Raw genomic sequence first — 24,237 nt, 5'->3', positions numbered from 1 at the left:
AAGTTTATAATTATAGAAATGAAAGCAAAATGCCATTCACAAGGGTGAATGGCATTGTTTAAACACTCTAGCTGGCTTTTCAGCTATTCGCTTCTAGTAACCGAATATAATCCCTAACAATAGACACCGTCTCTTGTAGGTATGGGTCGGTTTCGAAATACTGCTCAGGCACGTCATCGATGTCATCAACAGGTTCTAGACCGTCTCTTTGCATGCGCTCATTTGCCCGAGCTAAGCGTCTTTCTTTATTCTCTTCAGTTTCCGCCTGGCGTTCTTCAAGAACAAGGCTGACATAGTTTTGTTCTTCAGCTTCTTTATAACGTTCAATGTCTTCCAGTACGTACACGAATTCAGGATCTTCGTTAATACGACTCTCATGGGCCGACGCTAATTGATTCAAAATTTCCGAGTTAAAGAAATTAAGACGTTGGTATTCTGTAGAGTCAATTTGGTCCCATGGTAACGCGTTGTCAGCTTGGCTTTCACCAAACTCTTCAGGATCTACCGGTGTAGGGAAGGCAATATCAGGAACTACGCCTTTGTGTTGTGTGCTGCCACCATTTACGCGGTAAAACTTAGCAATGGTGTATTGCACGCTCCCCATAGGCTCAGAGTAAAAGTCGAATCGGCGCTGCAGACCACGATGCTGTTGTACTGTGCCCTTACCAAACGTCTGCTCACCAACAATAACTCCACGCCCGTAGTCTTGAATTGCCGCGGCAAATATCTCTGATGCTGACGCACTATAACGGTCTACCATAACTACTAACGGACCGTCGTAAACAATACTAGGATCGGGATCTTCACTTACATCTACCCGGCCCGCGCTGTCTCGAACCTGAACCACAGGTCCAGAGTCAATGAACAAACCGGTAAGGTAAATGGCTTCATTAAGCGCACCACCACCGTTGCCGCGTAGGTCAATAACCAATCCCTCAACGTTGCTTTCGTTAGCTTCGGCAATCAGCTCGCGAACATCACCACTTAAGTTGTTGTAAAAAGCCGGTATTTCGATAACACCTACAGTCGACTGGTTATCATCAGTCTTAATTTCAAGCTTCGCTTCGCGGTCTTCTAGTCGAATTTCTTCGCGTGTTATTTCGACTGTTTTGGGCGTCGCTGCACTACCCTGGCTACCCGACAAAATTTGTAAACGAACTACGCTGCCTTTCGGGCCAGTAATAAGTTCAACTACGTCGTCTAAACGCCAACCGATAACATCGACAAACTCTTGGTCGCCTTGTGCTACCGCAATAATCTTGTCTTCAGGGCTTATTTCGCCAGAACGGTCAGCGGGACCACCCGGAACCAAGCTACGAATAACGGTGTAATCATATTCGGCTTGTAATACGGCACCGATTCCCTCTAATGAGAGATTCATATTTTGCTGGAAGCGCTCAGCGTTGCGCGGTGATAGATAGCTCGTATGGGCGTCTACACTACGTGCAAAAGCATTCATTACCGTTTGAAAAGCATCTTCGCTTTCAGCTTGAACGATACGCTGTAATGCTGTTTGGTAGCGGCGAGTTAAGTTGTCTTTAATCTCTTCTTCACTGCGACCGGCTAACGCAAGGTTAATCGCATCGCTGCGAACACGCTTATCCCAGATTTCATTGAGCTCTTCTTCACTAGTCGCCCAGCTTGCATCTTCACGGTCGTAGTAAAAACGTTCGTCTTCCTGATCAAAACTAAACGTTTCATCTAATAAAGACAACGCGTATTCATAACGCTGCATACGGCGCTCTAAATGCAATTGGTACATTTCAAACGCAACAGCTAACTCACCTTTTTCGACGAATCGGTTAAATTGACTGCGTTGGTCAGAGAATTGCTCTATATCGGTTTGCAAGAGGAACATCTTGTTATAGTCAAGTTGCTCCACATAGCGGTCAAAAATTTGCTCACCCATTTCTTGGGTGAGTTCTGCACGGCCATAGTGATATCGGGTGAAGTACGATGAAATACGCTTGCTTGCTACTTCGTGTTGTGACTCAGGTGCTAACTGAGGAATATCCTCAACACTGTAGTTTGCATCAACGGCATACACGCTTAGCGAAAGCGCGCTAAGACCAATACCTAAAAAGCGAACTAAATTCTTCACCATCACTACTCCTATTTAACTTCGTATAGGTCGCTCACTGAAACCTTTAACGTCATACCCGAGTCTAGTTGAACTTGAGCTTCAGTTTTATCAATTGTCGTTACAGTGGCAAAAACTTGCGACTTACCGAATTTCACTTGAACCTTCTGACCTTGAGTTAATTGACTCAAATCTTTCACGGCTTCAGTTTGGACAACAACTTTTTCCGATGGTTTCGAGCTAAGCTTACGTTTATGTACGTTTGGCTTATTCTTCGGCTTAGGTTTGCGAGTGCCTGGCTTGGCCGCTTTACCTTGGTCTTTTTGTTGTTCTTTGCGCTTGGCGTTCGCCTTTGCCTTCGACGCTTCTAACGTTTCTTTAGCGTGCTCTTCATGGTCGGTTTCTACGGTTCCCGCATTCCCACCGTCTAAGTCCACACGTTCAACGCCTTGTTTCACACAACGAAGGTAGCGCCATGAGTTTGTATACTGACGCAAAGCTACACGCAGTCTGGTTTTACTTACTTTTTCATCTTCCGCAAGACGGCTCGCCAAGTCTTCAAATATACCTATTTTCAGAGGCTTTGCTTCCCCTTCTAGCGTAAAGCACTTAGGGAATTGCTCTGCTAAATAGGCAATAACTTCCTTACTATTTGGAAGCTTTGCCGAGTTTTCTTCTTGTTTTACTTCTTCTTTATTCGTCACCGTCTTGCTCCTGCTCTATGCGGCGTATAACTTGACGTACATAGTCATCGAGTTCATCACTGTCACTTTCAATAAGTGACGGCTCTTGTAACCATGCAGACACTAGCTCAGAAATAAATTCCTCAGCGTTGTCTGCATTCCAAAATTCGCTTTGCGACATCTCATCAGAAGCCGAGAATAACATGCCATTGAGTTGATCGGCAGCGTATTCCGCATCTTCTTCAAAACTTTCCATTTCTCCGGTGGTCACTAAAAACCCCCGAATATCGAACATTTCTATCGCCATACTAGGTTCTCAAGTATAGGTTTCAATAGTTCTAAACCTTGCACATCCACATCAGAGAAACGAGAAAGCTTAGGACTATCGATATCAAGAACAGCAACTACCTGCCCTTCAACCATAATAGGAATAACCACTTCACTCTCGCTCGCTGAGTCACACGCAATGTGACCAGGAAACGCATGAACATCGTCGATATGCTGTGTTTCGTTCTTAGCTGCAGCCGTACCACATACTCCTTTACCCCATGGAATACGAACACACGCTACCTTACCTTGGAATGGACCTAGTACTAGCTCGTTTTGGTCTTTTTCCTTAAGGTAAAAACCAACCCAATTCACGTCGCTCAGGGCGTCGAAAAGAACTGCGCTAATATTTGCTAGGTTAGCTATAAGATTGGGTTCGTCTTGAGTTAGGTATTTGAGTTGCGAGGCTAGCGAACTGTAGTCGTCTAGCGTAGATAGTGAAATGCTGGAGTTCTGTTCAAACACTTAATAACCTACTTCTTTGAAGATTGATTAAATTTTGCAATGGAAAGTTCTTCAGACTGTGCTTTAGCAAGCACTTTATCACGAAGTTCTTGGCGCATGTCGCGTTTCGACTTCACTACAAGCTCTCCGTCTTTATTGATCTGAAAATGGTCTTTTTGGTCGAGGTAATGCTTCTGATACATCATTACAAGCTGCATTGAATTCTCGCGCTGCGCATCTGTAAGCTTCTGCCCGTCAGGCCAACGCCCAGTTTCAACTGCGCTTAACATTCTTTCGTAGATTTCAGGCGTCATCGCCTTTAAAGCTGTTTCATATTGCATGGTTTTAATTACCGCGCTTTATCCAAAATATGCGACCTCTAACTAACAGGTAACATGCCAACGCGGCGCTACCTACTACGAGAGAGATAATACGCATGTGTTGTTGCCAGCCCGTCTGTTGCCACTCTATAGCAACGCCTGCAATACCAGCAATAAAAAACAACATGGCTAGCATTTGATAGCTTACAAGCTTATTTAACCGTTCGTTACGTTGAAAAACCTGTTTTCTTGCCAACGAATCGGCGTCGTGCTCTCCAATGGGAAAACCGCATGAAGCACAAGTTGCAGCTTTATCCGATGTTTTCTTGCTACATCCGGGGCACTTAATAATGGCCATTCAACTTTACCCTAACTTCTCCATATAAGTCGCATGATACCAGTCCAACAGCTATGGATCATCCATTAAAAGCACCATTTAAACATAGAATTTATGCCAGTTAACGCGTGCAACAACACAATAATGCGTAGAGCTTTTAAACTATATATGGCAAAGTTATTGCCTACAAAACAACAAAATCAATCCTTCGGGGGAAATTCATGGAATCTATCGTCAGCTTTATCAATGGAGTTGTCTGGAGCCCAGCACTTATTTTCTTGTGCCTCGGCGCAGGTCTGTTTTATTCAATTTTAACGCGTTTTGCGCAGGTTCGGCACTTCAAAGAAATGATCAAAATTCTTTTCAGTGCCAATAGCTCTAAGCAAGGTATATCTTCTTTCCAAGCACTCGCAGTAACCCTTTCTGGCCGTGTAGGTGTCGGTAATATTGCAGGTGTTGCAGCAGCCATCGGATTCGGTGGACCAGGCGCTGTATTCTGGATGTGGGTTGTAGCCTTTTTGGGAGCCAGCACAGCATACGCCGAATCAACCTTAGGCCAAATTTACAAAGTTGAAGAAGACGGCCAATACCGCGGCGGCCCTGCTTATTACTTCGAAAAAGCACTAGGTCAAAAATGGTTAGGTATCTTATTCGCTATTTCAGCAATTATTGCCTGCGGTATCTTCTTACCGGGCGTACAAGCAAATGCGGTAGGTAACGCGGTTACCCATGTATTTGGCGATGGCAATATGGTGGAAACAGCGTTCGGCGAAGTTGCTCGAACTAAGCTTATCTCACTTGCAATCATTCTTATTGTTTTAGGGTTCATCATTTTTGGTGGTATTAAACGTATCGCAAGCTTCACACAGCTTGTTGTTCCGTTTATGGCACTAGCGTATATCATTATGGCGCTTGTCATTGTGTTCCTAAACCTAAACCTAGTGCCTGGCATTTTAGGTCACATCGTATCAGACGCATTTACTGCACAAGCAGGCTTCGGTGCAGCAATTGGCTGGGGGGTGAAGCGTGGTATCTACTCTAATGAAGCAGGGCAAGGTACTGGTCCTCACGCATCTTCAGCGGCTGAAGTAGACCACCCTGCTCAACAAGGCTTAGTACAAGCATTCTCGGTGTACGTGGATACGCTATTTGTATGTACAGCTACTGCATTGATGATTCTAATTACTATGCAGTACAACATTCAAACTGAAGACTTCAACGCGCTAACCGGCGCAGGCACAATGATTGTTCAAAACGTAGATCCAACCACTGAAGTAGCGTCTCCAGCGTTTACGCAGTTGGCCTTGGAAAACGTATTTGGCGGTTTTGGTGAAGCATTTGTAAGTATCGCGATTTTCTTCTTCGCGTTCACAACTATTCTTGCTTATTACTACATCGCTGAAACCAACGTAGCCTACCTCGCAAAATACTTTAAAGGCGAATCTCCACTATTTTTAGTTAAGGTCGTCATTATGGCTATGGTGGCTTACGGTACGGTAAACAGTTCGGGTTACATCTGGAATTTAGGTGATGTTGGCGTAGGTCTAATGGCATGGATTAACATCGTAGGTATTTTGGCTATTTTCTTTGTAGCTAAGCCTGCAATGATGTGTCTAAGAGATTACGAAGACCAGCTAAAAGCTGGCGGTCCAATTACTTTTGATCCGAAAAAACTAGGCATTAATAACGCCGAGTTTTGGGAAAAGCGTATTGAAAAACAAAGACAGGAAAGCTCTGACTCTTAGTTTTTTCACGCATAAAAAAAGCGCTTGCGAAGTATCTTTGCAAGCGCTTTTCTTTTATCTAGCTAACACTATTTTTAGCGGAGTACATCTACTACGTCGTAAACCGCTTTTAATGCGTCACGGCCAAATTGTTTCGAGCGAATGTCGTTCCAACCCGTATGCAGGTTAGGTACGCCATCGTTGTCCTTAAATGGCATTTCAATAGTATAGGACAAGCATTTAAATAACTCGCCAACCGCTGCACAAGCTACAGTCATATTAGCTTCACCCGGCGCGTCTTTGTCATAACCGACTTCATCTTGGAATTCAGGTGTCGCGGCAGCAAAAGCAGCTTTAAACAACTCTTCCAATGAAGCGTGGCGCTCATCGTACGACGGAATACCTTCACAGCCCGCTACGAAGTTATGAGGTATCGCTTCGTCGCCGTGAACGTCCAAATACATATCCACGCCTACTTCTTTCATTTTGTTTAGTACATGGAAAACTTCAGGGCTTTTCTCTAATGAAGGCGTTGCCCATTCACGGTTAAGGTTAGTACCCACGGCATTAGTTCTTAAGTGTCCTCTTACACTGCCGTCTGGGTTCATGTTCGGAACCACGTAGAACACCGCTTTGTCTAAAATATTTCTGCTAATCGGCTCTTCGTCGTCTAGCAAATGCTCTAACATCCCTTCTACGAACCATTCAGCCATAGACTCGCCCGGATGCTGACGCGCAGTAACCCAAATTTTCTTTTTCTCCGGCGTCGGCTCACCCACAACCAGCATCGTCATGTCGCGGTTGTCTATAGTCGTGCCTAGATGAACTTGCTCAACCCATGCAGACTGTTGTGACCATTGCAGCAAATCTAGGTGGCGCTCCCAACTAAATGGAACGAAATAAGCAAAATACGTGGTTTCTTGTTCTGGAGTGAACTCAATTGTTAATGCTTTACCGTCGTATGACGTAGGAACACGGAACCAATATTCGCGATCGTAACTGGCGAGAGCTTGATACCCTTCCCAACCATCGGGATACGCTGCAGAAGAAGCATTCTCAATGACCATACGGTGTGCTTCCCAAGCCTTAGAGTGGAGCTTGAAGTGAAACCATTGATAAAAGTCTGATTGATGATCTTTGCGAATATTTAAACGAATATTGTCGATTGCTGAATCGTCTACAACTTCAATGTTTCCGCTGTCGAAACTAGAGCTGATGTACATGCGATACTCCTTGAAAAATAAAGGCGCCCGAGGGCGCCTCAAAAATATTCATACGAATGAATAATGCTTACGCTGGTAATGAAGGAACGACCAAGCCTGCCATGTCTTGAACACAACGAAGTACCTGGCAGCTATAACCAAACTCGTTGTCGTACCATACGTAAAGCACAGCACGGTCACCGTCTACGATAGTTGCTTGGCTATCAACAATACCTGCATAGCGGCTACCCACTAAATCAGAAGACACAATTTCAGTAGAAGCTGTGTAGTCGATTTGGTTTTGCAAATCAGAGAACAAAGCTGCTTCACGAAGGAAGTCATTTACACCTTCTTTAGTTGAAGCTTCGTTCATATTTAAGTTCATTATTGCCATTGAGACATTAGGCGTAGGAACTCGAATTGCGTTACCTGTTAGCTTACCCGCAAGCTCTGGAAGCGCTTTAGCTACTGCTTTAGCGGCACCTGTTTCAGTAAGAACCATGTTCAATGGAGCAGAACGACCACGGCGGTCTGCTTTATGGTAATTATCGATCAAGTTTTGATCGTTAGTGTATGCATGAACTGTTTCCACATGACCATTTTTAATACCAAAACGGTCATTCATCGCTTTCAACACTGGAGTAATTGCGTTAGTGGTACAGCTTGCTGCAGACAAAATCTTGTCTTCAGGAAGAATGTCGTCGTGGTTAACACCATGCACAATATTTTTGATGCTGCCTTTCGCTGGCGCAGTGAGAAGTACTTTGCTCGTGCCCTTAGACTTCAAGTGTAAGCCTAGGCCATCTTCGTCTTTCCAGATACCTGTGTTATCAACAATAATTGCGTTGTTAATACCGTAAGCCGTGTAATCCACTTCATCTGGGCTATTCGCGTAAATCACCTGAATGTGCGTACCATTCGCTTTAATCGCTTTAGCTTCGTGATCTACCGTGATAGAGCCATTGAATGGACCATGAACAGAGTCACGGCGCAGCAAGCTAGCACGCTTTTCTAGGTCACCTTCACGGCCACCACGTACTACAATTGCACGCAAGCGCAATTTGTTGTTCCGTCCATTACGCTCAATCAACAAGCGCGCAAGCAAACGTCCGATACGACCAAAACCGTAAAGTACAACGTCTTGAGGTTCTTGGCTGTCAGCACGGCCGACAGCTGAGTCTAGTTTACGTTCTAAATAAGCTTCAACAGACTCTTCGCCTTGGCGCTCACCTTTATGAATATAACCGTACGCTAACTTACCTAAGTCAATACGTGCGCTGCTGATATCCATTTTCGCCATAGCTTCTAAAAATGGGAAGCTCTCTCTCAAGCGAAGCTTTTCACCTTCGTGCTGACGCACTAAACGATGCGCTTTAATAATATCGATTGTAGAACCTTCGATTAAGCTGCGGCCGTAAACTAGTGTTTCTACACCTTTGGTACGGTATAAGCGGCCAATAAGCGGTTGCATAAGCTCAGCAAACTCTTGGCGCTCTTCCCAGCTATGTAATGTGCGATCGCTCTGAACGTCAGACATAAGAAAACCTTTTCAATCAGTAATCAAATATTTCGGCAGTGAATACTACCGGCGGAAAAATCGCCGAGTATTGTACTTAAAAACGGTGCTTTCGGCTAGCAAGAAGCCGATGAAAGTTGTTTTTATAAGTTTTATCACTTGGGTTTAAAGGTCAATGACAACGAGTTCACGCAATATCGTTGCCCCGTAGGCTCGGGTCCGTCTGGAAAAACGTGGCCTAAATGCCCACCACAATGCTTACACACAATTTCTGTGCGCGTCATGCCATGGCTATAGTCTTCTACGTATTCAATATTGTTACCCGCGGCTTCCGCGTAAAAGCTGGGCCAACCGCAACCCGCATCAAACTTCGTATCACTATCGAACAAGTGACTGTCACAGCCTGCACAATGATAGGCTCCTTTGCGGCTTTCATTGAGCAACTCGCCTGTAAAAGGCCTTTCGGTGCCCTTCTCACGGAGAACTTTGAACTGTTCGGGCTGCAGAATCTTACGCCACTCTTCATTCGTTTTATTATGGTTTGTCATAGATTTACCTTCATAAACCTGTCATCGAGTATATTTTAGTATGTTAAACTTATAGCTATACGCAAAATAGTTCTAATCAGAGCTTAATGAGGAATCACATGGCACTTCGTCGTACTAAAATCGTTACAACACTAGGTCCTGCTACCGACAAACCAGAGGTTTTGCGTAAGCTTATCGCCGCTGGTGCGAACGTGATGCGATTAAATTTCTCTCATGGAGAAAAGGAAGACCATTTGAAACGTGCCGAGTCTGCCCGAGCGATAGCAAAAGAACTAGGCGTGTACATTGGTATTCTTGGAGATCTACAAGGCCCAAAAATTCGAATTTCGCGTTTTGCCGAAGGTAAAGTCGTATTGAACGAAGGTGATACATTCGTTTTAGACAGTAATCACCCCGTCGATCAAGGCGATCAAAACGTAGTTGGTTTGGATTATCCAGATCTTCCGAAAGACATTTCCGTTGGCGACACGTTATTACTGGACGATGGCAGACTTCGTTTAGAAGCTACGCAAGTTTCAGAAACTGCGGTAACGACCAAAGTAATCATTGGCGGTAAGCTATCCAATAATAAAGGTATCAACCGCATGGGCGGCGGTTTGAGTGCCAACGCGTTAACCGACAAAGATTTACGCGACATTAAAACAGCTGCAGAAATTGAAGTTGATTATTTAGCTGTTTCTTTCCCTCGCAGTAGTAGCGATCTTCACCAGGCCAGGCAGTTACTTCGCGAAGCAGGTTGCGACGGCGCTATCTGTGCCAAAATAGAACGTGCCGAGACTGTAGCTACCGACGAAGCACTTGACGACATCATTATTGCTTCAGACGCTGTCATGGTTGCGCGCGGCGACCTTGGAGTGGAGATTGGTGACGCCCAACTCGTCGGTAAGCAAAAACGTATTATCGAGCGCGCCCGTGAACTTCAAAAAGCTGTCATTACCGCAACACAGATGATGGAGTCGATGATAGACGCTTCTATGCCGACTCGTGCCGAGGTAATGGATGTGGCAAACGCGGTGTTAGACGGAACCGACGCAGTTATGCTTTCGGCAGAAACAGCTGCGGGTAGCTTCCCAGTAGAAACTGTCGCGGCAATGAGCTCTATTTGTTTAGGCGCTGAAGAATATCCGCAGCAGAAACCAATGCGCAGAGCCAACGTCGACGAAATTGTTTCTGTTTCCGAAGCGAACGCCATGGCTGCAATGTATACAGCAAATAATTTGTCTGGTGTAAAAGCGATAATTGCACTTACAGAGTCTGGGCAAACCGCACGCTTAATGTCTAGAGTAGACACGACGTTACCTATTTTTGCCCTTTCAAGACATCCTAGAACGCTTGCTCGTTCGGCATTACATAGAGGTGTCTATCCGGTCTTTTACGACTCGACCCAGGCACCTACCCATGAAGTGCTAAGAAGAGCTATAGAGATTGTACAAAGCATGGGTTACATCCAACCTGGTGATTACGTCATTGTGACTCATGGCGATATTATGGAAACGGTAGGAGCAAGCAATACCACGAAGATACTTATGGTTTAACTCCATTACTCGCCATAAACCTCTACGAAGTGGTGAAGCTGCTCTTCCCACTTCGTAAGTTGGCGATTGAAAAAAGACGTTTGTCGTTCGGTCATCTCAGTACGAATATCCATAGAAGTCGCAATTCCTTGTGCCCTGCTCTGGTCGACTAAAGCTTGCAATGACTCGGGTTGCAGTGACTCCGGATTGGTCACCAACACCTCTAATTGGCTCGAAAAATCTTCTGAGTGGCGTACAATCAGTGCACTCTCAAAAGCGTCTATCCAGTCTTGTTGATAACGAAACCACTGTTCTTCAAAGTTCGGCGACGTTGCCATTAAGCGGCGCACGATGCGCTGTTGAGAGCGCGTAAGCGGACCGATAAACTTTTCTGCGGCTTCTTCAAATCGGTCACTACGTTCTATTATATTCTCCTGTTCACCGCGTTCCTGCCATTCGCCTTTTTCTTCGTCTAACTCTTCTTGTAATGAAGCTATTAATGCTTCAACTTGCTCATCAGAAAGCGTGGGTAAAATTCGATTTAAAGTAGGGAAAATAACTACACGAATGTGCCTTAAACGCAGTTCTATGCGTTGCGATTGCTGCAACATCCATTCTCGGTCAATATTATTTTGACTGTGTGCGGTTCGGGTGTGAGCTATTTCTTCAAGTAGCGGCGCAGTATCATGTGTAGCGAGGTGATAAAGGAAGTTATCGATTTCTTGTTTAACCGTATCCTTTTGAGAAGGTTCTAAGTCAACGTAGCTCTCAACTTTCCACAAAATAAGCGTATCTAAAAACGGTATAGCGAAACGCTGTGAACAGCTTGCGATAAGTAAACAAGAAAACACCACAATAAAGAGTCGTTTCGCCATGGTCACACCTATTTCGTTAACTCTTTCGTCGGTTTGCTACCGCTAAACTCAACTTTATCGGTTTTTCATCATGAACAGGTGTTGTTAGTTTCCTAACACCAGCTGTTTAATTCGGTCCTTATAAGACCTACTTACTTTCAATTCTTTACCGTTTGACAACACAACATGATATTCACCGTTTTGTCGGCTACATAGCTTCTCAACCTGATCGACATTCACAATTGCAGAGCGGTGAATACGTTGAAAAAGCTTAGGATTTAGCTCTTGCTCGAGCTCTTTCATGGTTTTGCGCAGTATGTGGGTGTCACTACCGGCATGAATACACATATAGTCACCTGCGGCATCAATCCAAGCTATGGAATTCACTGCTACGCGAGTAATTTCGCCGCTGTCTTTAATGGCGATGTGTTCAGGGTAGTCATCGTTTAGCAGAGGTTGCCCTTCAGCTAACTTTTGCAAAATATCTTCGCAGTCTTCACCGGTAATTTCTGAAACCAGCTGCAGTAACTTAGACTGCTGCTCACCTTTCAATTCTACTTGTGAGGCTTCAGTGTCGAAACTGTCTTGAATTCGCGCCAAGGTAGCCATTAACCGATCTTCATCGACAGGTTTGAGTAGGTAGTCAAGTGCTCTGACTTCGAAAGCTTTGATAGCGTATTGGTCATACGCCGTTACGAAAACAACCTTGGGCATCGGAAGTTCGCGCTCTTTGATTTGTTTCAATACATCAAAGCCGTTCCAACCGGGCATCTGAATATCGAGAAATACCAAGTCTGGATGTAGCTCTTCTACCTTAGCCACAGCTTCTTTTCCGCTGCTAGCTTCTGCTACAACATCTATATTGGCGAATTCGTTTAAGCGAACTTGCAGACCTCTTCTTGCCAATGTTTCATCATCGACAATCACTGCTCTGATTGTTTTACTCATGCTTTCTCAGTTGGCTGCCATGGTATTGAAATTGTCACAATACAACCCGACGGTTGATTAGCCTCAAGAGTAAATGAGTATTGTTTTCCATACAAGGCTCGCAAGCGCTCTTCTGTGTTTTTTAAACCTACGCCTTCACGCTTTTTACGTTTTTGATCTGCTGCAGAAAATGGTTCTGGTCCATTGTCTTCGATCTTTATGTTCAACATGCCCGCCTCTACGTAAGCCGAGATATCAATGTTTCCGCCGTCTTCAAGCTTAGCCACAGCATATTTAATCGAGTTTTCAATGAGCGGCTGTAGTAAAAGGCTCGGCACTAAACCTTTTCTAGCTTCTTCGGTGATATCGAGTTGTACGTTAAGGCGGTCAGTAAACCGTGCTTTCTCAATGTCTAAATACAGCATTAAAGCGTCTATTTCTTTGTCTAACGTAATGCGTTTAATCGGTTCGTTATCCAATGAAAACCGCAGAAACTCACTGAGTTTCGACACCATTTGGTTAGCCGATTTATTCTCATTGACCAAAATAAGAGTAGAAATAGCGTTTAGCGTGTTAAATAGGAAATGTGGATTTAACTGGTACCGCAACATTTTTAGTTGCGACTGGTGCGCCATCGACGTTGCAGTTAACGCTTTTTGTTTTTCGTCTTGCAGAAGCTGGTAGTACTTAATCACGAAGTATAAACCGCTCCAGCACAGAATAATGTAGAACTTGGCTACCGAGTGCTGGAAATAAAACAGCCAGTTTCTCGGGCGGTAACCAAACTTATAGATTTCCCAGTGCGTGGCGTTATCTATAACCGCCCACAACGCAGCCGCAGCATAGGAGCCGACAAGAACAACCGCGATAAGAATAATAGGTGACGAGTTCCAAATACGTTGGTAAACGTAACGCAGAGGAATAGTTAACAAGAACCCAGCATAAGCACCGAGAAGAATGATAACTACGAAAATGCTACGCATTTCTTGCACTAAAGAGCCAATGTATTGCACCACTGCAAAACCAGACCACCCGGCTATTTGCAGTGCCCAAAACATTTTATTTCTTTGCTCTAAAAGCGCTCGCCAATTCACAATACTTACCTAAAACAATTTTTTAACAATTTTAACGGATAATTCCGTTCTCACCTAGACCATTAATCTAGCCAGCAGAACATTCTGTCGCAGCTGCTATCGGTAAATGGTCTGTGGTAACCTGCTTACTCTATAAACTTACTCACTCGAGCCTTCTAAAGTGACACGTATGACTGCAACACCTATACATTATAAAGTTGAATTAGCCTCACCTGAGCATCATTATTTTAAGGTTACCCTGCGTATCAACCGCCCTAACCCATCGGGCCAAGCACTTCGCTTGCCTGCATGGATTCCAGGAAGCTATATGATACGAGACTTCGCGAAAAACATAGTCACCTTTGAGGCGAATAGCGACACAAAGACGCTCGGCTACACACGCTCCGATAAAAGTACCTGGCTAATCGAACCATGTGCAGATCCAATAGAGGTTACGTATCTTGTATATGCCTTCGACGCTTCTATTCGGGCAGCCTATTTAGACTTTACCTACGGTTTTGCTAACGGCACCAGCCTGTGTATGGAAGTTCTGGGGCAGTCAAACGAGAATGTTTCACTAGAGGTAACAACGCCTGCAAGTAGCCGACTCGGTAGCTGGGAGGTTGCTACAACTTTACCAACGGTTAATGTTGATCACCGAGGTTTCGGTTTATTCGAAGCTGAAAATTATGACGCGTTAATTGACCACCCTATGTTGTTTGGCGAGCTTACCAAGATTCCTTTTCAAGTGAATGATATCCCACACAGGCTGGTTTTAGTGGGTAAACATTACGCCAATCAAGAAGCATTAGCCAAAGACTTAACAACGATATGCAGCGCACAACATAAATTGTGGGGAGAAAGCCCAGACTTCAGTCGTTATGACTTTCTTACCATTGTTACTGAAAATGGCTTTGGTGGCTTAGAGCACCGTAGTAGCACCGCATTAATGTGCCCTCGCGAAACTCTAGAGTGTGGCAATAAAGATACTCCCAAAGAAAGCTATTTAGATTTTCTAAGCCTTTGTAGCCACGAATACTTTCATAACTGGAATATTAAACGCTTGAAGCCAGAAAGCTTTATTCCTTACCAGCTTGATTCAGAGAGCTACACAAACGAGTTATGGTGGTTTGAGGGCGTTACCTCTTATTTCGACGATTTAATGCTGTACCGTTCTGGCGTTATCGACGTAAATCAATACTTAAAGCTATTAGCGAAAACCCTAAGCCGTGGATTAAAAGGCGTCGGCCATACTCGTCAGTCACTTGAAGAGTCCAGCTTAATGGCTTGGACGACGTTTTATCAGCAGAATGAAAACGCCCCGAATGCCATTAGCAGTTACTATGCTAAAGGCGCTGTTCTTGCGTGCTACCTCGACTTGAAGCTCATGGAAATAGGATTTTCCATTGATCAACTCCTGCAAAACTTATGGGAACAGCACGGTAGAACGGCGAAAGGAACCACTTTCGACAAGATCCTCAACGCTATTGCAGAGCTTGGCTCGAGGGAGCTAGCGGATGAAATTAAATTGTTGGTCACTCAACCAACAACACCGCCAATTCAAGAGTTACTCGAAAAGCATGGCGTTCAGGTTTCGCAAGTAGCTAGTCACCCGCTAACACTGCTACCTACTGCTGAGATGGATAGTGCAACAACCTATTTTGGTGCGGCGCTAAAAGAAACTTCTGCGGGGTTAGAAGTGGTTAGAGTATTAGAAGACAGTCCGGCAGCCAAAGCTGGGGTCAGCGCGAAAGACGTAGTGATTGCCATAGATGGACTGAAAGCCACAGCGAAGCAATGGCAATTAGCGTTACAAAGATTTAGCCCAGGACAGAGCACGCGCATTCATTATTTTCGCGATCACACGTTGCTCAATGCAGAGGTTGAATGGGAAGCACCGCCACAAGACACTTATGTATTGTCGTGTGCGCTCGAGTCAGCCCTTCCTTGGAAAAAACTATAACTTTAGTGGATTAACGGCGTGCAGGCACAAGAAACTCAGGGTCTAAACGCTCATTGCCCCAGTTAATTCGCCAATCTAGATGCGGGCCAGTCGCGCGGCCCGTTTCCCCTATTTCACCTACTTGCGCGCCTTGCTCAACGTAGTCACCGACTTCCACATGAATGTCGTTTAAGTGCAAGAACGAAGAGAAAACACCATGTCCATGGTCAATAATTAAAGTTCCACCGGAAAGCACCATGGTTTTATGCGCTAAAGTTACAACACCATTAGCCGGTGCAACTACAGGCGTACCAGTAGGCGCAGCAACATCAACACCATAATGCGGAGTTCGTGGTTCACCATTGAGCACGCGCTGACTGCCGTAAACGCCTGAAATGGGTCCTTCTGCTGGCCAAATAAAGTTACTGGCAAAATAGGTAAAGTCAGTTCTAGGTTGTCTTGCTTCCCATACTTCAGCACTGTTTTGGCGAATTTCAGCGACAACTTCTGGATCTGGCGTGACGACACGAGAAGGCAATCCATCGATGCGTTGAATATCGAACTCGCGCTCGCTAATCGAGAAAGTTTCTTCCCAACTGTCTCCATTCGCGTAAGTTACAGAAAGCGTTGCTGAGCCGGTTACGTCGCGGCCAAAGCCAAACACAAAGTCGCCATTTCTGCTTACTTTCAAAGGCTCTCCGTCTAGGGTTACCTGAGCCCCTTCCGTGGTTTTCCCTACAATTATCCCACCCTGAGTAAACTCACCCCGCAAAGACGGCTCTGGCACTTCCGCTAAAGCACTTGTACTTACCCATGTGCAGCTCAATAAAGACAACGCAATAAGCAATTTACGCATAACCTATAGCTCCTTTGCCCACGCCTTCAAATGCAACTACCTTAATGTCGGCATTGGGATCCTGTGATTTCAATTCTTTAGCAATATACTCAGCAATGCACTCTACAGTAGAGTCTGTTGGAATAATTTCATTGTGCTTAGTAGGTACAACAAGTTCAAATTTACCTTGCTCTGCAATGTAGCTATAACAAACGTGTACATCAGAAACCTGTTTTTTTGCGGTTTCAGACAATTGCATTTGCTCCGGAGAAACCACATCTTCTTGCGAACCTACGTAAATGTCTTCCCAACGTTTGGCCCACTCATGCTCAAGCCGCGGAGAACGCATACCGTCTACAAAAATTTGAATCGTAGAGCGATGTCCGTGGGCTATTCTCTGGCAATTGCCGTCATGCTTCTTTAATCCATGGGTGTAGTGGTAAAACACACCAGAGATATCCTCATCACGGAGATTGAGAGAAATGGCTTCAACGTTGTTGGGCAGCTCTTTTTTAATCACAGCACGTAAATAATCAATAGCAGACTCTTTCGTTATGGTTTCGTCGTCTACAAACGCGAACGCGTCGGGTGGGCAATACAAATGAATACTGCCCTGTTCTCTTTTGAAGTCTACCCAGTAATGCTCGGAATTCTGATCTGCCGTTACTTCAACCTTATTATTGGCAGCTGGCACAAGTAGTTTGTGGTCGAGTGCGTCATCGACAATACGTTTGATTTGCTTTTTCACGCGCCCAAAATCTAACACCATAGACTGGTCGTTCAAAGAGCCGTCCAAAACGATATCAACAATCCAACTTTCACCAACAATACCGCGCTCCTCACATAAATAAGAGAAGTCCATTACGGTAAGATCATTCACAAATAACTGCATGTGCTATCCCAATTCTAAATTACGGCTAGATTATAACAGCGAATTAAGGTTTTTCGGTGTCGAATTTACAACAATTCTTTGCTTACACCCAAAGCTCGAACAAAAACTTAAGACCTAATAACCCAAGCAATAGCCCCATCAAACGGTCGAACCAATAACCATGTTTTAATAGCCAGAACCTTAACCGTGTTCGCCCAAGTAATACTGAAAGCAAGGCAAACCATGCGAAAGTCGCTAACGCTAAATACATTCCGTAACCCACTTTTACCTGTGTAGGTGTGGTCACAGCAATCACCGAAGTAAATAAAGCTAAGAAAAACATTGTGGCTTTTACATTCAAGCCATTGGTTAAAAACCCAGTCCATAATGCCTTGCGGCGCTTAATCGTTTGGGTAGGTATTTGTGGCTGGGCGCTGTCCTGTGCTGCAACTGGCTCAGGTTTCGACTGCAGTAAATGATAAGCAAGCCACAAGAAATAACCTGCCGCCGCTACATTCAGCAGTTTATATAACCACGGAGTTTCATGAATAATTAAAGACAATCCCAGAATTGAATAAGTGACGTGAACTAAAATGCCAAGTCCTACGCCTAAGCTTACCCAAAATCCAATTCCCGCACCGTAGCGAACTGCATAGCGCGACACCACAGCGAAGTCTGGTCCAGGGCTTGCTACCGCAAGAAAGTGAAGTACCGCAATCGTTAAAAACTCTTGAAAATAAGGCGATTCCCAAAACATTAATTATCTCTACTGTGCTAAGTTTTATACTTGTTTTTATGCAAAAACGAACCTAGTATTAACTTTACAAAAAGTAAACCTAGAATCACTTTTTATAAAATATGGTTTCAGGTCAAAATAAAGGTTAAGCATGAAAAAGAACTTTCCGTCACTGAACGCCCTACGCGTATTTGAAACCGTTTCTCGCACTAAAAGCCTAAAGCGCGCCGCCGCGATATTAGGCGTAACGCAATCGGCAGTAAGCCGACAACTCACCACTCTAGAAGAGCAAGTGGGTGTGAAACTTATTCATCGAGACAATAAAGTTCATGCCCTAACGCCATCAGGTGAAGCCTTAGCACCAGAGCTTAGCCGTATATTCAGACAACTAGAGCGTATTGTCACACATGCTATGCGAGAAGGCGAACAGTCCGAGCGGCAAATTACCGTAGGTATAAGCCACGAACTTTACACCCACTGGTTAGCGCCCCTACTTCCGGAGTTTCAGCAGCTGTTTCCCCACATTACCCTTGCTTTTGCACAGGTGCCTGAATACATGGACAGACAAAACGAAGAGTTCTTCGCACAAAAACTGTTACACAACGAAGTTGACGTAATCCTAGCGTTCGGACAAAGCAGCTTAAAAAGCTTAATCTGCACCACTATCCAAAATGGTCAATTCAACCTAGTACAGCATAACCATGCAGCAACAGACGACACGGAAAGCGATACCGATAACGAGTTGGTACATATAAGCCACCAAACTCTACCCACCGGCCTATATCGCAGCACAGGAGTAACCACAGGCAAACAGAACGTGGCACAAACTACACAAATGGCACAAGCTATTGCCGCACAACAAAACCAGTGCGTGCTTGTTCCTCACGTTTATCAGCTACAGAACAATCAAGAATGCACACAAATACCAATGGAACAGCCATTAGCCGCAATTATACGAAAAGAAGACGAACGAGAGTTCAGCATGGTTGCTGTCATGCAATGGTTGGAGCATAGAGGGAGAAAGGTTAAATAAGTCTGCCTCTGCCTAGTCATTTGTTTATTATTTAACCTATTGACCATTATAAGATGCTTCTATACGGTAAGTTTATTATCAATTAATAGTAAACATGGAGTTGTTATGAAGCTTGGCGGAATTTTAGGGTTAGTCAATCAGGTAGAAAAATCTAAATTTATTAATGTAATTGACAGAATGTGCACTGATGTGATGGCTGATGATAAGGCATTGGCCAGTCGCGTTAACAAGATCGATGGGCAAATTAAGAACGCGTCGAGTGTCGAAATTACACAACTCTTTAATCTTGTCTCGTCTAATTTTGAGAGAGAAATAAAAGAGCAATTAGCCCTTCTTGGAACTCAAGCAACGCTGTTAACAAACATTCTCAGTAGAGATGGAAACTGCATAGCAAGACTTTCATGGATAGAAACCTTATATGATAGAGAGTGGAAGCTCATCAACAAGCACGCCAAAGAATTGGGAACGTCATTAAAAAGTATTGACCAAACCTCTGACATAGACCCACGAGTTAAAGAATATGACATCTATTACTCTTGTGTTAGAGAAGCCTACTTAAACGATCAGCGAAATAATCGCGACGCAAAAATAACAGATGATGAACGCGGCATCTTGAATTTATTAGCCAAAAAGCTCGATATCGGGAGCGATGAACAGGCTGCAATAGAACATCTAATAAACCCAATCCCAAAAAATGGTGTTCAAGATGCACTTAATAATCTTCGTGAGCTTGGCATACTTTTTCTCAGTAGAAAAACTCAAATAGTCTTCGTTCCCGATGAATTAGTACAAATTCTCAATAACATTCAAGGCAAAGACGTATCTACAAAACACTTCCAACGCATTCTCAGGACGTTTTCAGACCCAGAACTTTCTAACATACTTAAGGCCCATGACCGCAAAATTCGAGGTGTAGAGCGTAAAGATAAGATAGATAACATACTCGGAATGGGAGTTTCTCTAAAGCAAATATTATCGGAAGACTTACATGGCGATGACAGTAATTTAACCAATAAAAAAGAAAGACTTAAAACACTAATCGAAGATCTGAATATCGATTTAGACAAAATAGGAACAACTTTGGACGATCGAATTCAATTGATAGTTGACTCTCTTAACAATTCAACAGATCGAGAGTTTAGCGCTCTGAGTGCGTCTGGATACAAAGAAATGTACGCACAACTAGAAACACACTTCAAAGATCTTCCTAAACTTGTTAGAAGTAATTTTGAAGTTGAAGACAATCAAGAAATTGACGTTGAAACATTAAGAGCTCTAAGCATTACTCCTCATGATATCTTGTATATGTTAACTAACGATGAAGTGAAAACTATTATCGAAAGTATGGGAGCGAAAAAACGAGGCAATCTGCGTCAGAATATTTTAGAAGCGTTTGCAAACGCGAATGACAAGCTCATCGACAATTATGAAGCTTTGGCACAACGAGATGTGAACCTCCTTCGAGAACAAAATATTAGTATTACCGAGTCAGAAATCGGTTTGAAATTTGAGGAGGTTACTAAAAGTATCTTTGAACAACTCGGTTTAGACATCGATGAAGATGTAAGACGAAGTATAAATACAGCGAAAGATAAAGCAGACATAATTATTTCACTTAGCGAGGACGACGTAATAATTGGAGAGGCTAAAACCTGCAAAAATGGCGATTTTGCTAAGTACTCAACAACATCGAGACAAGTTAAAGCATATGTTAACCGGTGTGAAAGCTTAGGCAAAAGGGTTGCTCAGGTGCTTATTGTGGCTCCATCTTTCTCTCAGGATTTTGTGGAAGCAGCGGAAATGGATACTGAAGTCAACATATCCCTATTAGAAGCTGGTGGTTTGAAAAAAATCCTAGATGCGTACAAAGCTAGAAGGAATCCTAAATTCTCCGCTAAGTTATTTACTAAAGGTGGTCTATTGAAAGCAAATCTTATAGCCAAAAACATCTAGATGTTGAATTCGTTTTTCCAGAGAGCTAATCACTTCAAATATCTGGTTGGTCAATTAGCAAATTAACTTGATCAACCACCCGCCCTTTAATTAAGCATCTTTTATGAGGAGACCTGTGACACTCTCTGTCGCAGGCCTCTGTTAACGTATTTAAGAGCTTAATAATCTAGAGAAATAAAACAACGCCACAACAACTACAAATAACCGTTACCCCGGAAGCCACGATGAAGTACTTAGAGCAATGTAGGCTTAAATTCGAGGAGGATTGGGAAGAAACGGTAGAACTGACTCAACCCACCCTGCAAATAGAAATGAGCTTGTTTGAACATGAAGTATCATTTGAAGTTGGCTCTAACAACTGGGTGTCTTTGGGAGAAACAAAAATCGAGATGATTGGTACAGACGACGATAACGATAGTGACTGACGCAAGAAGAAATCAGGAGCTTCGTAGAGATTTAGACTTTCAAGTAAATGGTGCCCGGGGCCGGACTTGAACCGGCACGCTGTTACCAGCGAGGGATTTTAAATCCCTTGTGTCTACCAATTCCACCACCCGGGCAAACACAATTTTTTAAGTCTGGAGGCGGGTCCCGGAGTCGAACCGAGATCCACGGATTTGCAATCCGCTGCATAGCCATTCTGCCAACCCGCCAGACTTGAAATGTTGGAGCGAGTAACGAGGTTCGAACTCGTGACCTCAACCTTGGCAAGGTTGCGCTCTACCAGCTGAGCTATACTCGCAACATTTTCAGTTTCTGCGTTGGCGAGTGCCAAACGCGGTGCCATTCTACCTACGGAATAGAATCAGTCAACTATAAATTGCGATTTTGTGACTGTTTGGCTAAAAATTGGCTCAAAGGTATATAATTTAACCTTTATTTGGCGCCAGTAAGGGCTTTCCACGCCTGAACCATGTATTGAACCATAGACCAAAACGTAAAGATAGCGGCTACATATAACGCCACAACGCCAATAAATTTAATAATTTGTACATCCCACAACACGAGCGGCGCGTCCCACAACAAAGCGGTTAACGCAATCATTTGAGCTGTCGTTTTAATTTTACCCAAAGAAGACACCGCAACTATGTCGCGCTTCCCTATTTCAGCCATCCACTCGCGTAGTGCTGAAATAGCAAGTTCGCGGCTAATAATAATCAAAGACGGTATCGTGACCCACAGGGAGTTGTGATACTCAACCACGACGACAAGCGCCGCAGCAACCATAATTTTGTCGGCGACAGGATCAAGAAAAGCGCCAAACTGCGTGTGTTGATCAAGTTTACGTGCAATATAGCCGTCTAGCCCGTCAGTAATCGCCGCTAATACAAAAATAACCGCTGCCCAAAACGTGGCATACGGAATTGGCATATAAAAGACCGCAAGAAATACGGGTATAAGTACAATTCGGAAGCTTGTCAGTATATTTGGCACGTTCCACTGCATGAATGTCTTGTCCTGTAGTAATCGTTTGCGAAACAATTCGTTTATTCGTCGCGCAATGCGTAATAAATGGTTTCAGCTAGTTCCCTGCTAATGCCTGGTACCTTTGCTAACTGCTCTATACTAGCGTTTTTCACTTGCTGAATGCCACCAAGATATTTCAATAAATTTTGTCTGCGTTTAGGGCCTACCGCAGGAATCTCTTCTAAACGCGAGGTTTTCTTCACCTTAGCGCGGCGTTGTCGGTGTCCTGTAATCGCAAAGCGGTGAGACTCGTCTCGAATATATTGGATTAAATGCAGCGCAGGATGGTCTGCCGGCAAATGATGTGTTTCCCGGCTAAATCCAAATATTAAGGTTTCCAACCCAGGTTTACGGCTCTCGCCCTTTGCTATACCAATCAGCAAGGGCGGTTTTGGCCATTCTTCAAAGTATGTTTCAGCCTGAGTTAACTGCCCTTTACCGCCGTCTATGAATACAATATCGGGCACGTTCTCTTGTTCAATGGCATTACGGTAGCGGCGCGTGAGCACTTGCAACATGGCAGCATAATCGTCGCCGGGCGTTATGTCTTTAATGTTGTATCGTCGGTAGTCAGACTTGGCTGGGCCTTCACGATTAAACACGACACAAGACGCAACCGTTTCCTCCCCCATGGTATGGGATATGTCGAAGCACTCCATTCGCTGCACATCAGCTTTGTCGCCCACAAGCTTCTGTAAGGCCTCTACGCGCGTTTGCATAACCGAGGCTTCGCCTAGCTTACTTTGTACCGCATTCATGGCGTTCTTGTTCGCTAAAGCGGCGTATTGCGCTCTGTCACCTCTGCTTTGGGTGCTAAACACAACCTTTTGCTGTAACGCTTCGCTCAATTGTTGTGAAAGTGCTTTCGCATTTTCCTTTGGTAAGTCGATGACCACTTCACTAGGTGCGGTTCTACCCTGCTGCTGGTTCAAATAGAACTGTAGAACAAATGACTCGAGTACTTCGTCTAGCGGCGTGTTTGCAGGCACTTTCGGGAAGTAACTGCGACTTCCTTGCACACCGTTACCACGAATGAACAGCAAATGGATACAAGTAGTTCCACTTTCACGCCAAACCCCTATAACGTCGAGTTCGCTTTGGCCACCACTCACAGCGTTCTTTTCTTGCACAGCACGGAGCGCAATTATTTGATCACGAAGGCTCGCCGCTTTCTCAAAGTTAAGTTCTTCACTGGCACCTTCCATAGACTTCACCAGCTCGTCGATAACCTCTTGGTTCTTACCCCGTAAGAACATACGCGCTAAGTTCACTTGCTCTTGATATTCGTCATCAGTACAAATATTTACACAGGGTGCTAAGCATCGTTTTAACTGATGCTGCAGGCACGGTCTGCTGCGCGCGCGGTAGTAACTATCGTCACATTGGCGCACCGGGAAAATTTTTTGAATCAGTTTTAAGCTTTCTCTAACCGCATGGCCATTAGGAAACGGGCCAAAGTAGTCGCCCTTTTCTCTTCGCGCACCACGATGAAATGCAATACGAGGATGCTGGTGAGCTGAAACAAAAATATAGGGATAAGACTTATCGTCACGTAGTAACACGTTGTACTTCGGGCGATATTTCTTAATAAAACTATTCTCGAGAATAAGCGCTTCAGACTCGGTGTTTGTAACCGTAACGTCCATGGCGCATATATTCTTCACTAATGCTTGGGTTTTAACAGAATCGACCTGCTTTCTAAAATAGCTAGACACCCTTTTCTTCAGACTTTTTGCCTTACCTACATAAATTACTTCTTGGTTGGCATCATACATCCGGTACACGCCCGGTTGATGCGTTAAAGAGGCAAGAAACTTTTGAGAATCAAAGTTCTCTGACATGAAAAGCGAC

23 protein-coding genes and 3 tRNA genes are annotated in these 24,237 nt (G+C 44.2%); 6 read left to right on the top strand and 20 right to left on the bottom strand.

What is annotated here, in order from left to right:
- Window positions 1-79: 79 nt before the first annotated feature.
- The 6 genes from prc to DQX04_RS02120 are packed head-to-tail and all read right to left on the bottom strand — an operon-like array spanning window position 80 to window position 4,212.
- The gene (prc, locus tag DQX04_RS02145) at window positions 80-2,104 is read right to left on the bottom strand and encodes a carboxy terminal-processing peptidase (RefSeq protein ID WP_111914150.1); all 2,025 of its coding nucleotides are present in this window, start codon (window positions 2,102-2,104) and stop codon (window positions 80-82) included.
- 8 nt (window positions 2,105-2,112) lie between these two features.
- Window positions 2,113-2,784 (bottom strand): RNA chaperone ProQ, encoded by a 672-nt coding sequence (proQ, locus tag DQX04_RS02140; RefSeq protein ID WP_111914149.1) that lies wholly within the window; start codon window positions 2,782-2,784, stop codon window positions 2,113-2,115.
- On the bottom strand, window positions 2,774-3,070 hold the full coding sequence (locus tag DQX04_RS02135; protein ID WP_126266326.1) for a hypothetical protein: 297 nt from the start codon (window positions 3,068-3,070) through the stop codon (window positions 2,774-2,776). Before DQX04_RS02135 ends, proQ begins: the two co-directional genes overlap by 11 nt.
- The gene (locus DQX04_RS02130; RefSeq protein ID WP_111914147.1) at window positions 3,061-3,555 is read right to left on the bottom strand and encodes a GAF domain-containing protein; all 495 of its coding nucleotides are present in this window, start codon (window positions 3,553-3,555) and stop codon (window positions 3,061-3,063) included. The genes DQX04_RS02135 and DQX04_RS02130 overlap by 10 nt, the downstream gene beginning before the upstream one ends.
- Before the next feature lie 8 nt (window positions 3,556-3,563).
- A complete protein-coding gene (locus DQX04_RS02125) occupies window positions 3,564-3,875 on the bottom strand; it encodes a YeaC family protein (protein ID WP_111914146.1) in 312 nt (103 codons plus the stop codon).
- Between the two features lie 4 nt (window positions 3,876-3,879).
- Window positions 3,880-4,212 carry a hypothetical protein gene (locus DQX04_RS02120; RefSeq protein ID WP_111914145.1) on the bottom strand — a complete coding sequence of 111 codons (333 nt, stop codon included), beginning with the start codon at window positions 4,210-4,212 and terminating at the stop codon, window positions 3,880-3,882.
- A 200-nt stretch (window positions 4,213-4,412) separates the two neighbouring features.
- On the opposite strand from DQX04_RS02120, the gene DQX04_RS02115 reads away from it, so the two are divergent.
- A complete protein-coding gene (locus DQX04_RS02115) occupies window positions 4,413-5,936 on the top strand; it encodes a sodium:alanine symporter family protein (RefSeq protein ID WP_111914144.1) in 1,524 nt (507 codons plus the stop codon).
- 74 nt (window positions 5,937-6,010) lie between these two features.
- Here the strand turns inward: DQX04_RS02115 and DQX04_RS02110 are convergent, their stop codons facing one another.
- The 3 genes from DQX04_RS02110 to msrB all read right to left on the bottom strand — a co-directional run bounded on the left by DQX04_RS02110 (window position 6,011) and on the right by msrB (window position 9,181).
- Window positions 6,011-7,138, bottom strand: coding sequence for a M14-type cytosolic carboxypeptidase (locus DQX04_RS02110; RefSeq protein ID WP_111914143.1), 1,128 nt, complete (start codon window positions 7,136-7,138; stop codon window positions 6,011-6,013).
- 67 nt (window positions 7,139-7,205) lie between these two features.
- Window positions 7,206-8,654 carry a glyceraldehyde-3-phosphate dehydrogenase gene (locus DQX04_RS02105; protein WP_111914142.1) on the bottom strand — a complete coding sequence of 483 codons (1,449 nt, stop codon included), beginning with the start codon at window positions 8,652-8,654 and terminating at the stop codon, window positions 7,206-7,208.
- A 134-nt stretch (window positions 8,655-8,788) separates the two neighbouring features.
- Window positions 8,789-9,181: a peptide-methionine (R)-S-oxide reductase MsrB gene (gene msrB / locus DQX04_RS02100; RefSeq protein ID WP_111914141.1), complete on the bottom strand. Its 393-nt coding sequence runs from the start codon at window positions 9,179-9,181 to the stop codon at window positions 8,789-8,791.
- A 98-nt stretch (window positions 9,182-9,279) separates the two neighbouring features.
- On the opposite strand from msrB, the gene pyk reads away from it, so the two are divergent.
- The gene (gene pyk / locus DQX04_RS02095) at window positions 9,280-10,716 is read left to right on the top strand and encodes a pyruvate kinase (protein ID WP_207916207.1); all 1,437 of its coding nucleotides are present in this window, start codon (window positions 9,280-9,282) and stop codon (window positions 10,714-10,716) included.
- A 5-nt stretch (window positions 10,717-10,721) separates the two neighbouring features.
- On the opposite strand, the gene DQX04_RS02090 is transcribed toward pyk, so the two are convergent.
- The 3 genes from DQX04_RS02090 to DQX04_RS02080 form a co-directional block, all read right to left on the bottom strand.
- Window positions 10,722-11,570, bottom strand: coding sequence for a DUF6279 family lipoprotein (locus tag DQX04_RS02090; RefSeq protein WP_111914139.1), 849 nt, complete (start codon window positions 11,568-11,570; stop codon window positions 10,722-10,724).
- A gap of 84 nt (window positions 11,571-11,654) precedes the next feature.
- Window positions 11,655-12,497: a LytTR family DNA-binding domain-containing protein gene (locus tag DQX04_RS02085; RefSeq protein WP_111914138.1), complete on the bottom strand. Its 843-nt coding sequence runs from the start codon at window positions 12,495-12,497 to the stop codon at window positions 11,655-11,657.
- The gene (locus tag DQX04_RS02080) at window positions 12,494-13,570 is read right to left on the bottom strand and encodes a sensor histidine kinase (RefSeq protein ID WP_207801073.1); all 1,077 of its coding nucleotides are present in this window, start codon (window positions 13,568-13,570) and stop codon (window positions 12,494-12,496) included. The genes DQX04_RS02085 and DQX04_RS02080 overlap by 4 nt, the downstream gene beginning before the upstream one ends.
- Before the next feature lie 169 nt (window positions 13,571-13,739).
- On the opposite strand from DQX04_RS02080, the gene DQX04_RS02075 reads away from it, so the two are divergent.
- Window positions 13,740-15,512, top strand: a complete 1,773-nt coding sequence (locus tag DQX04_RS02075; RefSeq protein ID WP_111914137.1) for a M61 family metallopeptidase — start codon at window positions 13,740-13,742, stop codon at window positions 15,510-15,512.
- 10 nt (window positions 15,513-15,522) lie between these two features.
- On the opposite strand, the gene DQX04_RS02070 is transcribed toward DQX04_RS02075, so the two are convergent.
- From DQX04_RS02070 to DQX04_RS02060, 3 genes are all read right to left on the bottom strand, one after another.
- A complete protein-coding gene (locus DQX04_RS02070) occupies window positions 15,523-16,347 on the bottom strand; it encodes a M23 family metallopeptidase (protein ID WP_111914136.1) in 825 nt (274 codons plus the stop codon).
- Window positions 16,340-17,218 (bottom strand): 6-carboxytetrahydropterin synthase, encoded by an 879-nt coding sequence (locus tag DQX04_RS02065; RefSeq protein WP_111914135.1) that lies wholly within the window; start codon window positions 17,216-17,218, stop codon window positions 16,340-16,342. The genes DQX04_RS02070 and DQX04_RS02065 overlap by 8 nt, the downstream gene beginning before the upstream one ends.
- 82 nt (window positions 17,219-17,300) lie before the next feature.
- On the bottom strand, window positions 17,301-17,954 hold the full coding sequence (locus DQX04_RS02060; protein ID WP_111914134.1) for a LysE family translocator: 654 nt from the start codon (window positions 17,952-17,954) through the stop codon (window positions 17,301-17,303).
- A 130-nt stretch (window positions 17,955-18,084) separates the two neighbouring features.
- On the opposite strand from DQX04_RS02060, the gene DQX04_RS02055 reads away from it, so the two are divergent.
- The 3 genes from DQX04_RS02055 to DQX04_RS02045 all read left to right on the top strand — a co-directional run bounded on the left by DQX04_RS02055 (window position 18,085) and on the right by DQX04_RS02045 (window position 21,344).
- On the top strand, window positions 18,085-18,966 hold the full coding sequence (locus DQX04_RS02055) for a LysR family transcriptional regulator (protein WP_111914133.1): 882 nt from the start codon (window positions 18,085-18,087) through the stop codon (window positions 18,964-18,966).
- Window positions 18,967-19,071: 105 nt separating this feature from the next.
- Entirely contained in the window at window positions 19,072-20,919 is a 1,848-nt protein-coding gene (locus tag DQX04_RS02050; RefSeq protein ID WP_111914132.1) for a hypothetical protein, read from the top strand.
- 224 nt (window positions 20,920-21,143) lie between these two features.
- Window positions 21,144-21,344 carry a hypothetical protein gene (locus DQX04_RS02045; protein ID WP_111914131.1) on the top strand — a complete coding sequence of 67 codons (201 nt, stop codon included), beginning with the start codon at window positions 21,144-21,146 and terminating at the stop codon, window positions 21,342-21,344.
- A 48-nt stretch (window positions 21,345-21,392) separates the two neighbouring features.
- Here the strand turns inward: DQX04_RS02045 and DQX04_RS02040 are convergent.
- The 5 genes from DQX04_RS02040 to uvrC form a co-directional block, all read right to left on the bottom strand.
- Window positions 21,393-21,479: transfer RNA gene (locus tag DQX04_RS02040), tRNA-Leu, on the bottom strand.
- A 19-nt stretch (window positions 21,480-21,498) separates the two neighbouring features.
- Window positions 21,499-21,572: transfer RNA gene (locus DQX04_RS02035), tRNA-Cys, on the bottom strand.
- A gap of 13 nt (window positions 21,573-21,585) precedes the next feature.
- Window positions 21,586-21,661: transfer RNA gene (locus tag DQX04_RS02030), tRNA-Gly, on the bottom strand.
- 134 nt (window positions 21,662-21,795) lie between these two features.
- The gene (gene pgsA, locus DQX04_RS02025) at window positions 21,796-22,365 is read right to left on the bottom strand and encodes a CDP-diacylglycerol--glycerol-3-phosphate 3-phosphatidyltransferase (RefSeq protein WP_111914130.1); all 570 of its coding nucleotides are present in this window, start codon (window positions 22,363-22,365) and stop codon (window positions 21,796-21,798) included.
- A gap of 41 nt (window positions 22,366-22,406) precedes the next feature.
- Window positions 22,407-24,227 carry an excinuclease ABC subunit UvrC gene (gene uvrC, locus DQX04_RS02020; RefSeq protein ID WP_111914129.1) on the bottom strand — a complete coding sequence of 607 codons (1,821 nt, stop codon included), beginning with the start codon at window positions 24,225-24,227 and terminating at the stop codon, window positions 22,407-22,409.
- Window positions 24,228-24,237 lie beyond the last annotated feature (10 nt).

The organism is Aliidiomarina sp. B3213, from assembly GCF_003290085.1.
In the GTDB taxonomy this organism is placed as follows: Bacteria; Pseudomonadota; Gammaproteobacteria; order Enterobacterales; family Alteromonadaceae; genus Aliidiomarina.
This window is presented reverse-complemented; position numbering and strand designations above follow the sequence as displayed.

Coding starts and splice junctions, on each gene's coding strand:
- prc (WP_111914150.1), bottom strand. CDS start 2,104: ATGGTGAAGAATTTAGTTCGCTTTTTAGGTATTGGTCTTAGCGCGCTT.
- DQX04_RS02135 (WP_126266326.1), bottom strand. CDS start 3,070: ATGGCGATAGAAATGTTCGATATTCGGGGGTTTTTAGTGACCACCGGA.
- DQX04_RS02125 (WP_111914146.1), bottom strand. CDS start 3,875: ATGCAATATGAAACAGCTTTAAAGGCGATGACGCCTGAAATCTACGAA.
- DQX04_RS02120 (WP_111914145.1), bottom strand. CDS start 4,212: ATGGCCATTATTAAGTGCCCCGGATGTAGCAAGAAAACATCGGATAAA.
- DQX04_RS02115 (WP_111914144.1), top strand. CDS start 4,413: ATGGAATCTATCGTCAGCTTTATCAATGGAGTTGTCTGGAGCCCAGCA.
- DQX04_RS02110 (WP_111914143.1), bottom strand. CDS start 7,138: ATGTACATCAGCTCTAGTTTCGACAGCGGAAACATTGAAGTTGTAGAC.
- DQX04_RS02105 (WP_111914142.1), bottom strand. CDS start 8,654: ATGTCTGACGTTCAGAGCGATCGCACATTACATAGCTGGGAAGAGCGC.
- msrB (WP_111914141.1), bottom strand. CDS start 9,181: ATGACAAACCATAATAAAACGAATGAAGAGTGGCGTAAGATTCTGCAG.
- pyk (WP_207916207.1), top strand. CDS start 9,280: ATGGCACTTCGTCGTACTAAAATCGTTACAACACTAGGTCCTGCTACC.
- DQX04_RS02090 (WP_111914139.1), bottom strand. CDS start 11,570: ATGGCGAAACGACTCTTTATTGTGGTGTTTTCTTGTTTACTTATCGCA.
- DQX04_RS02085 (WP_111914138.1), bottom strand. CDS start 12,497: ATGAGTAAAACAATCAGAGCAGTGATTGTCGATGATGAAACATTGGCA.
- DQX04_RS02075 (WP_111914137.1), top strand. CDS start 13,740: ATGACTGCAACACCTATACATTATAAAGTTGAATTAGCCTCACCTGAG.
- DQX04_RS02070 (WP_111914136.1), bottom strand. CDS start 16,347: ATGCGTAAATTGCTTATTGCGTTGTCTTTATTGAGCTGCACATGGGTA.
- DQX04_RS02065 (WP_111914135.1), bottom strand. CDS start 17,218: ATGCAGTTATTTGTGAATGATCTTACCGTAATGGACTTCTCTTATTTA.
- DQX04_RS02060 (WP_111914134.1), bottom strand. CDS start 17,954: ATGTTTTGGGAATCGCCTTATTTTCAAGAGTTTTTAACGATTGCGGTA.
- DQX04_RS02055 (WP_111914133.1), top strand. CDS start 18,085: ATGAAAAAGAACTTTCCGTCACTGAACGCCCTACGCGTATTTGAAACC.
- DQX04_RS02050 (WP_111914132.1), top strand. CDS start 19,072: ATGAAGCTTGGCGGAATTTTAGGGTTAGTCAATCAGGTAGAAAAATCT.
- DQX04_RS02045 (WP_111914131.1), top strand. CDS start 21,144: ATGAAGTACTTAGAGCAATGTAGGCTTAAATTCGAGGAGGATTGGGAA.
- pgsA (WP_111914130.1), bottom strand. CDS start 22,365: ATGCAGTGGAACGTGCCAAATATACTGACAAGCTTCCGAATTGTACTT.
- uvrC (WP_111914129.1), bottom strand. CDS start 24,227: ATGTCAGAGAACTTTGATTCTCAAAAGTTTCTTGCCTCTTTAACGCAT.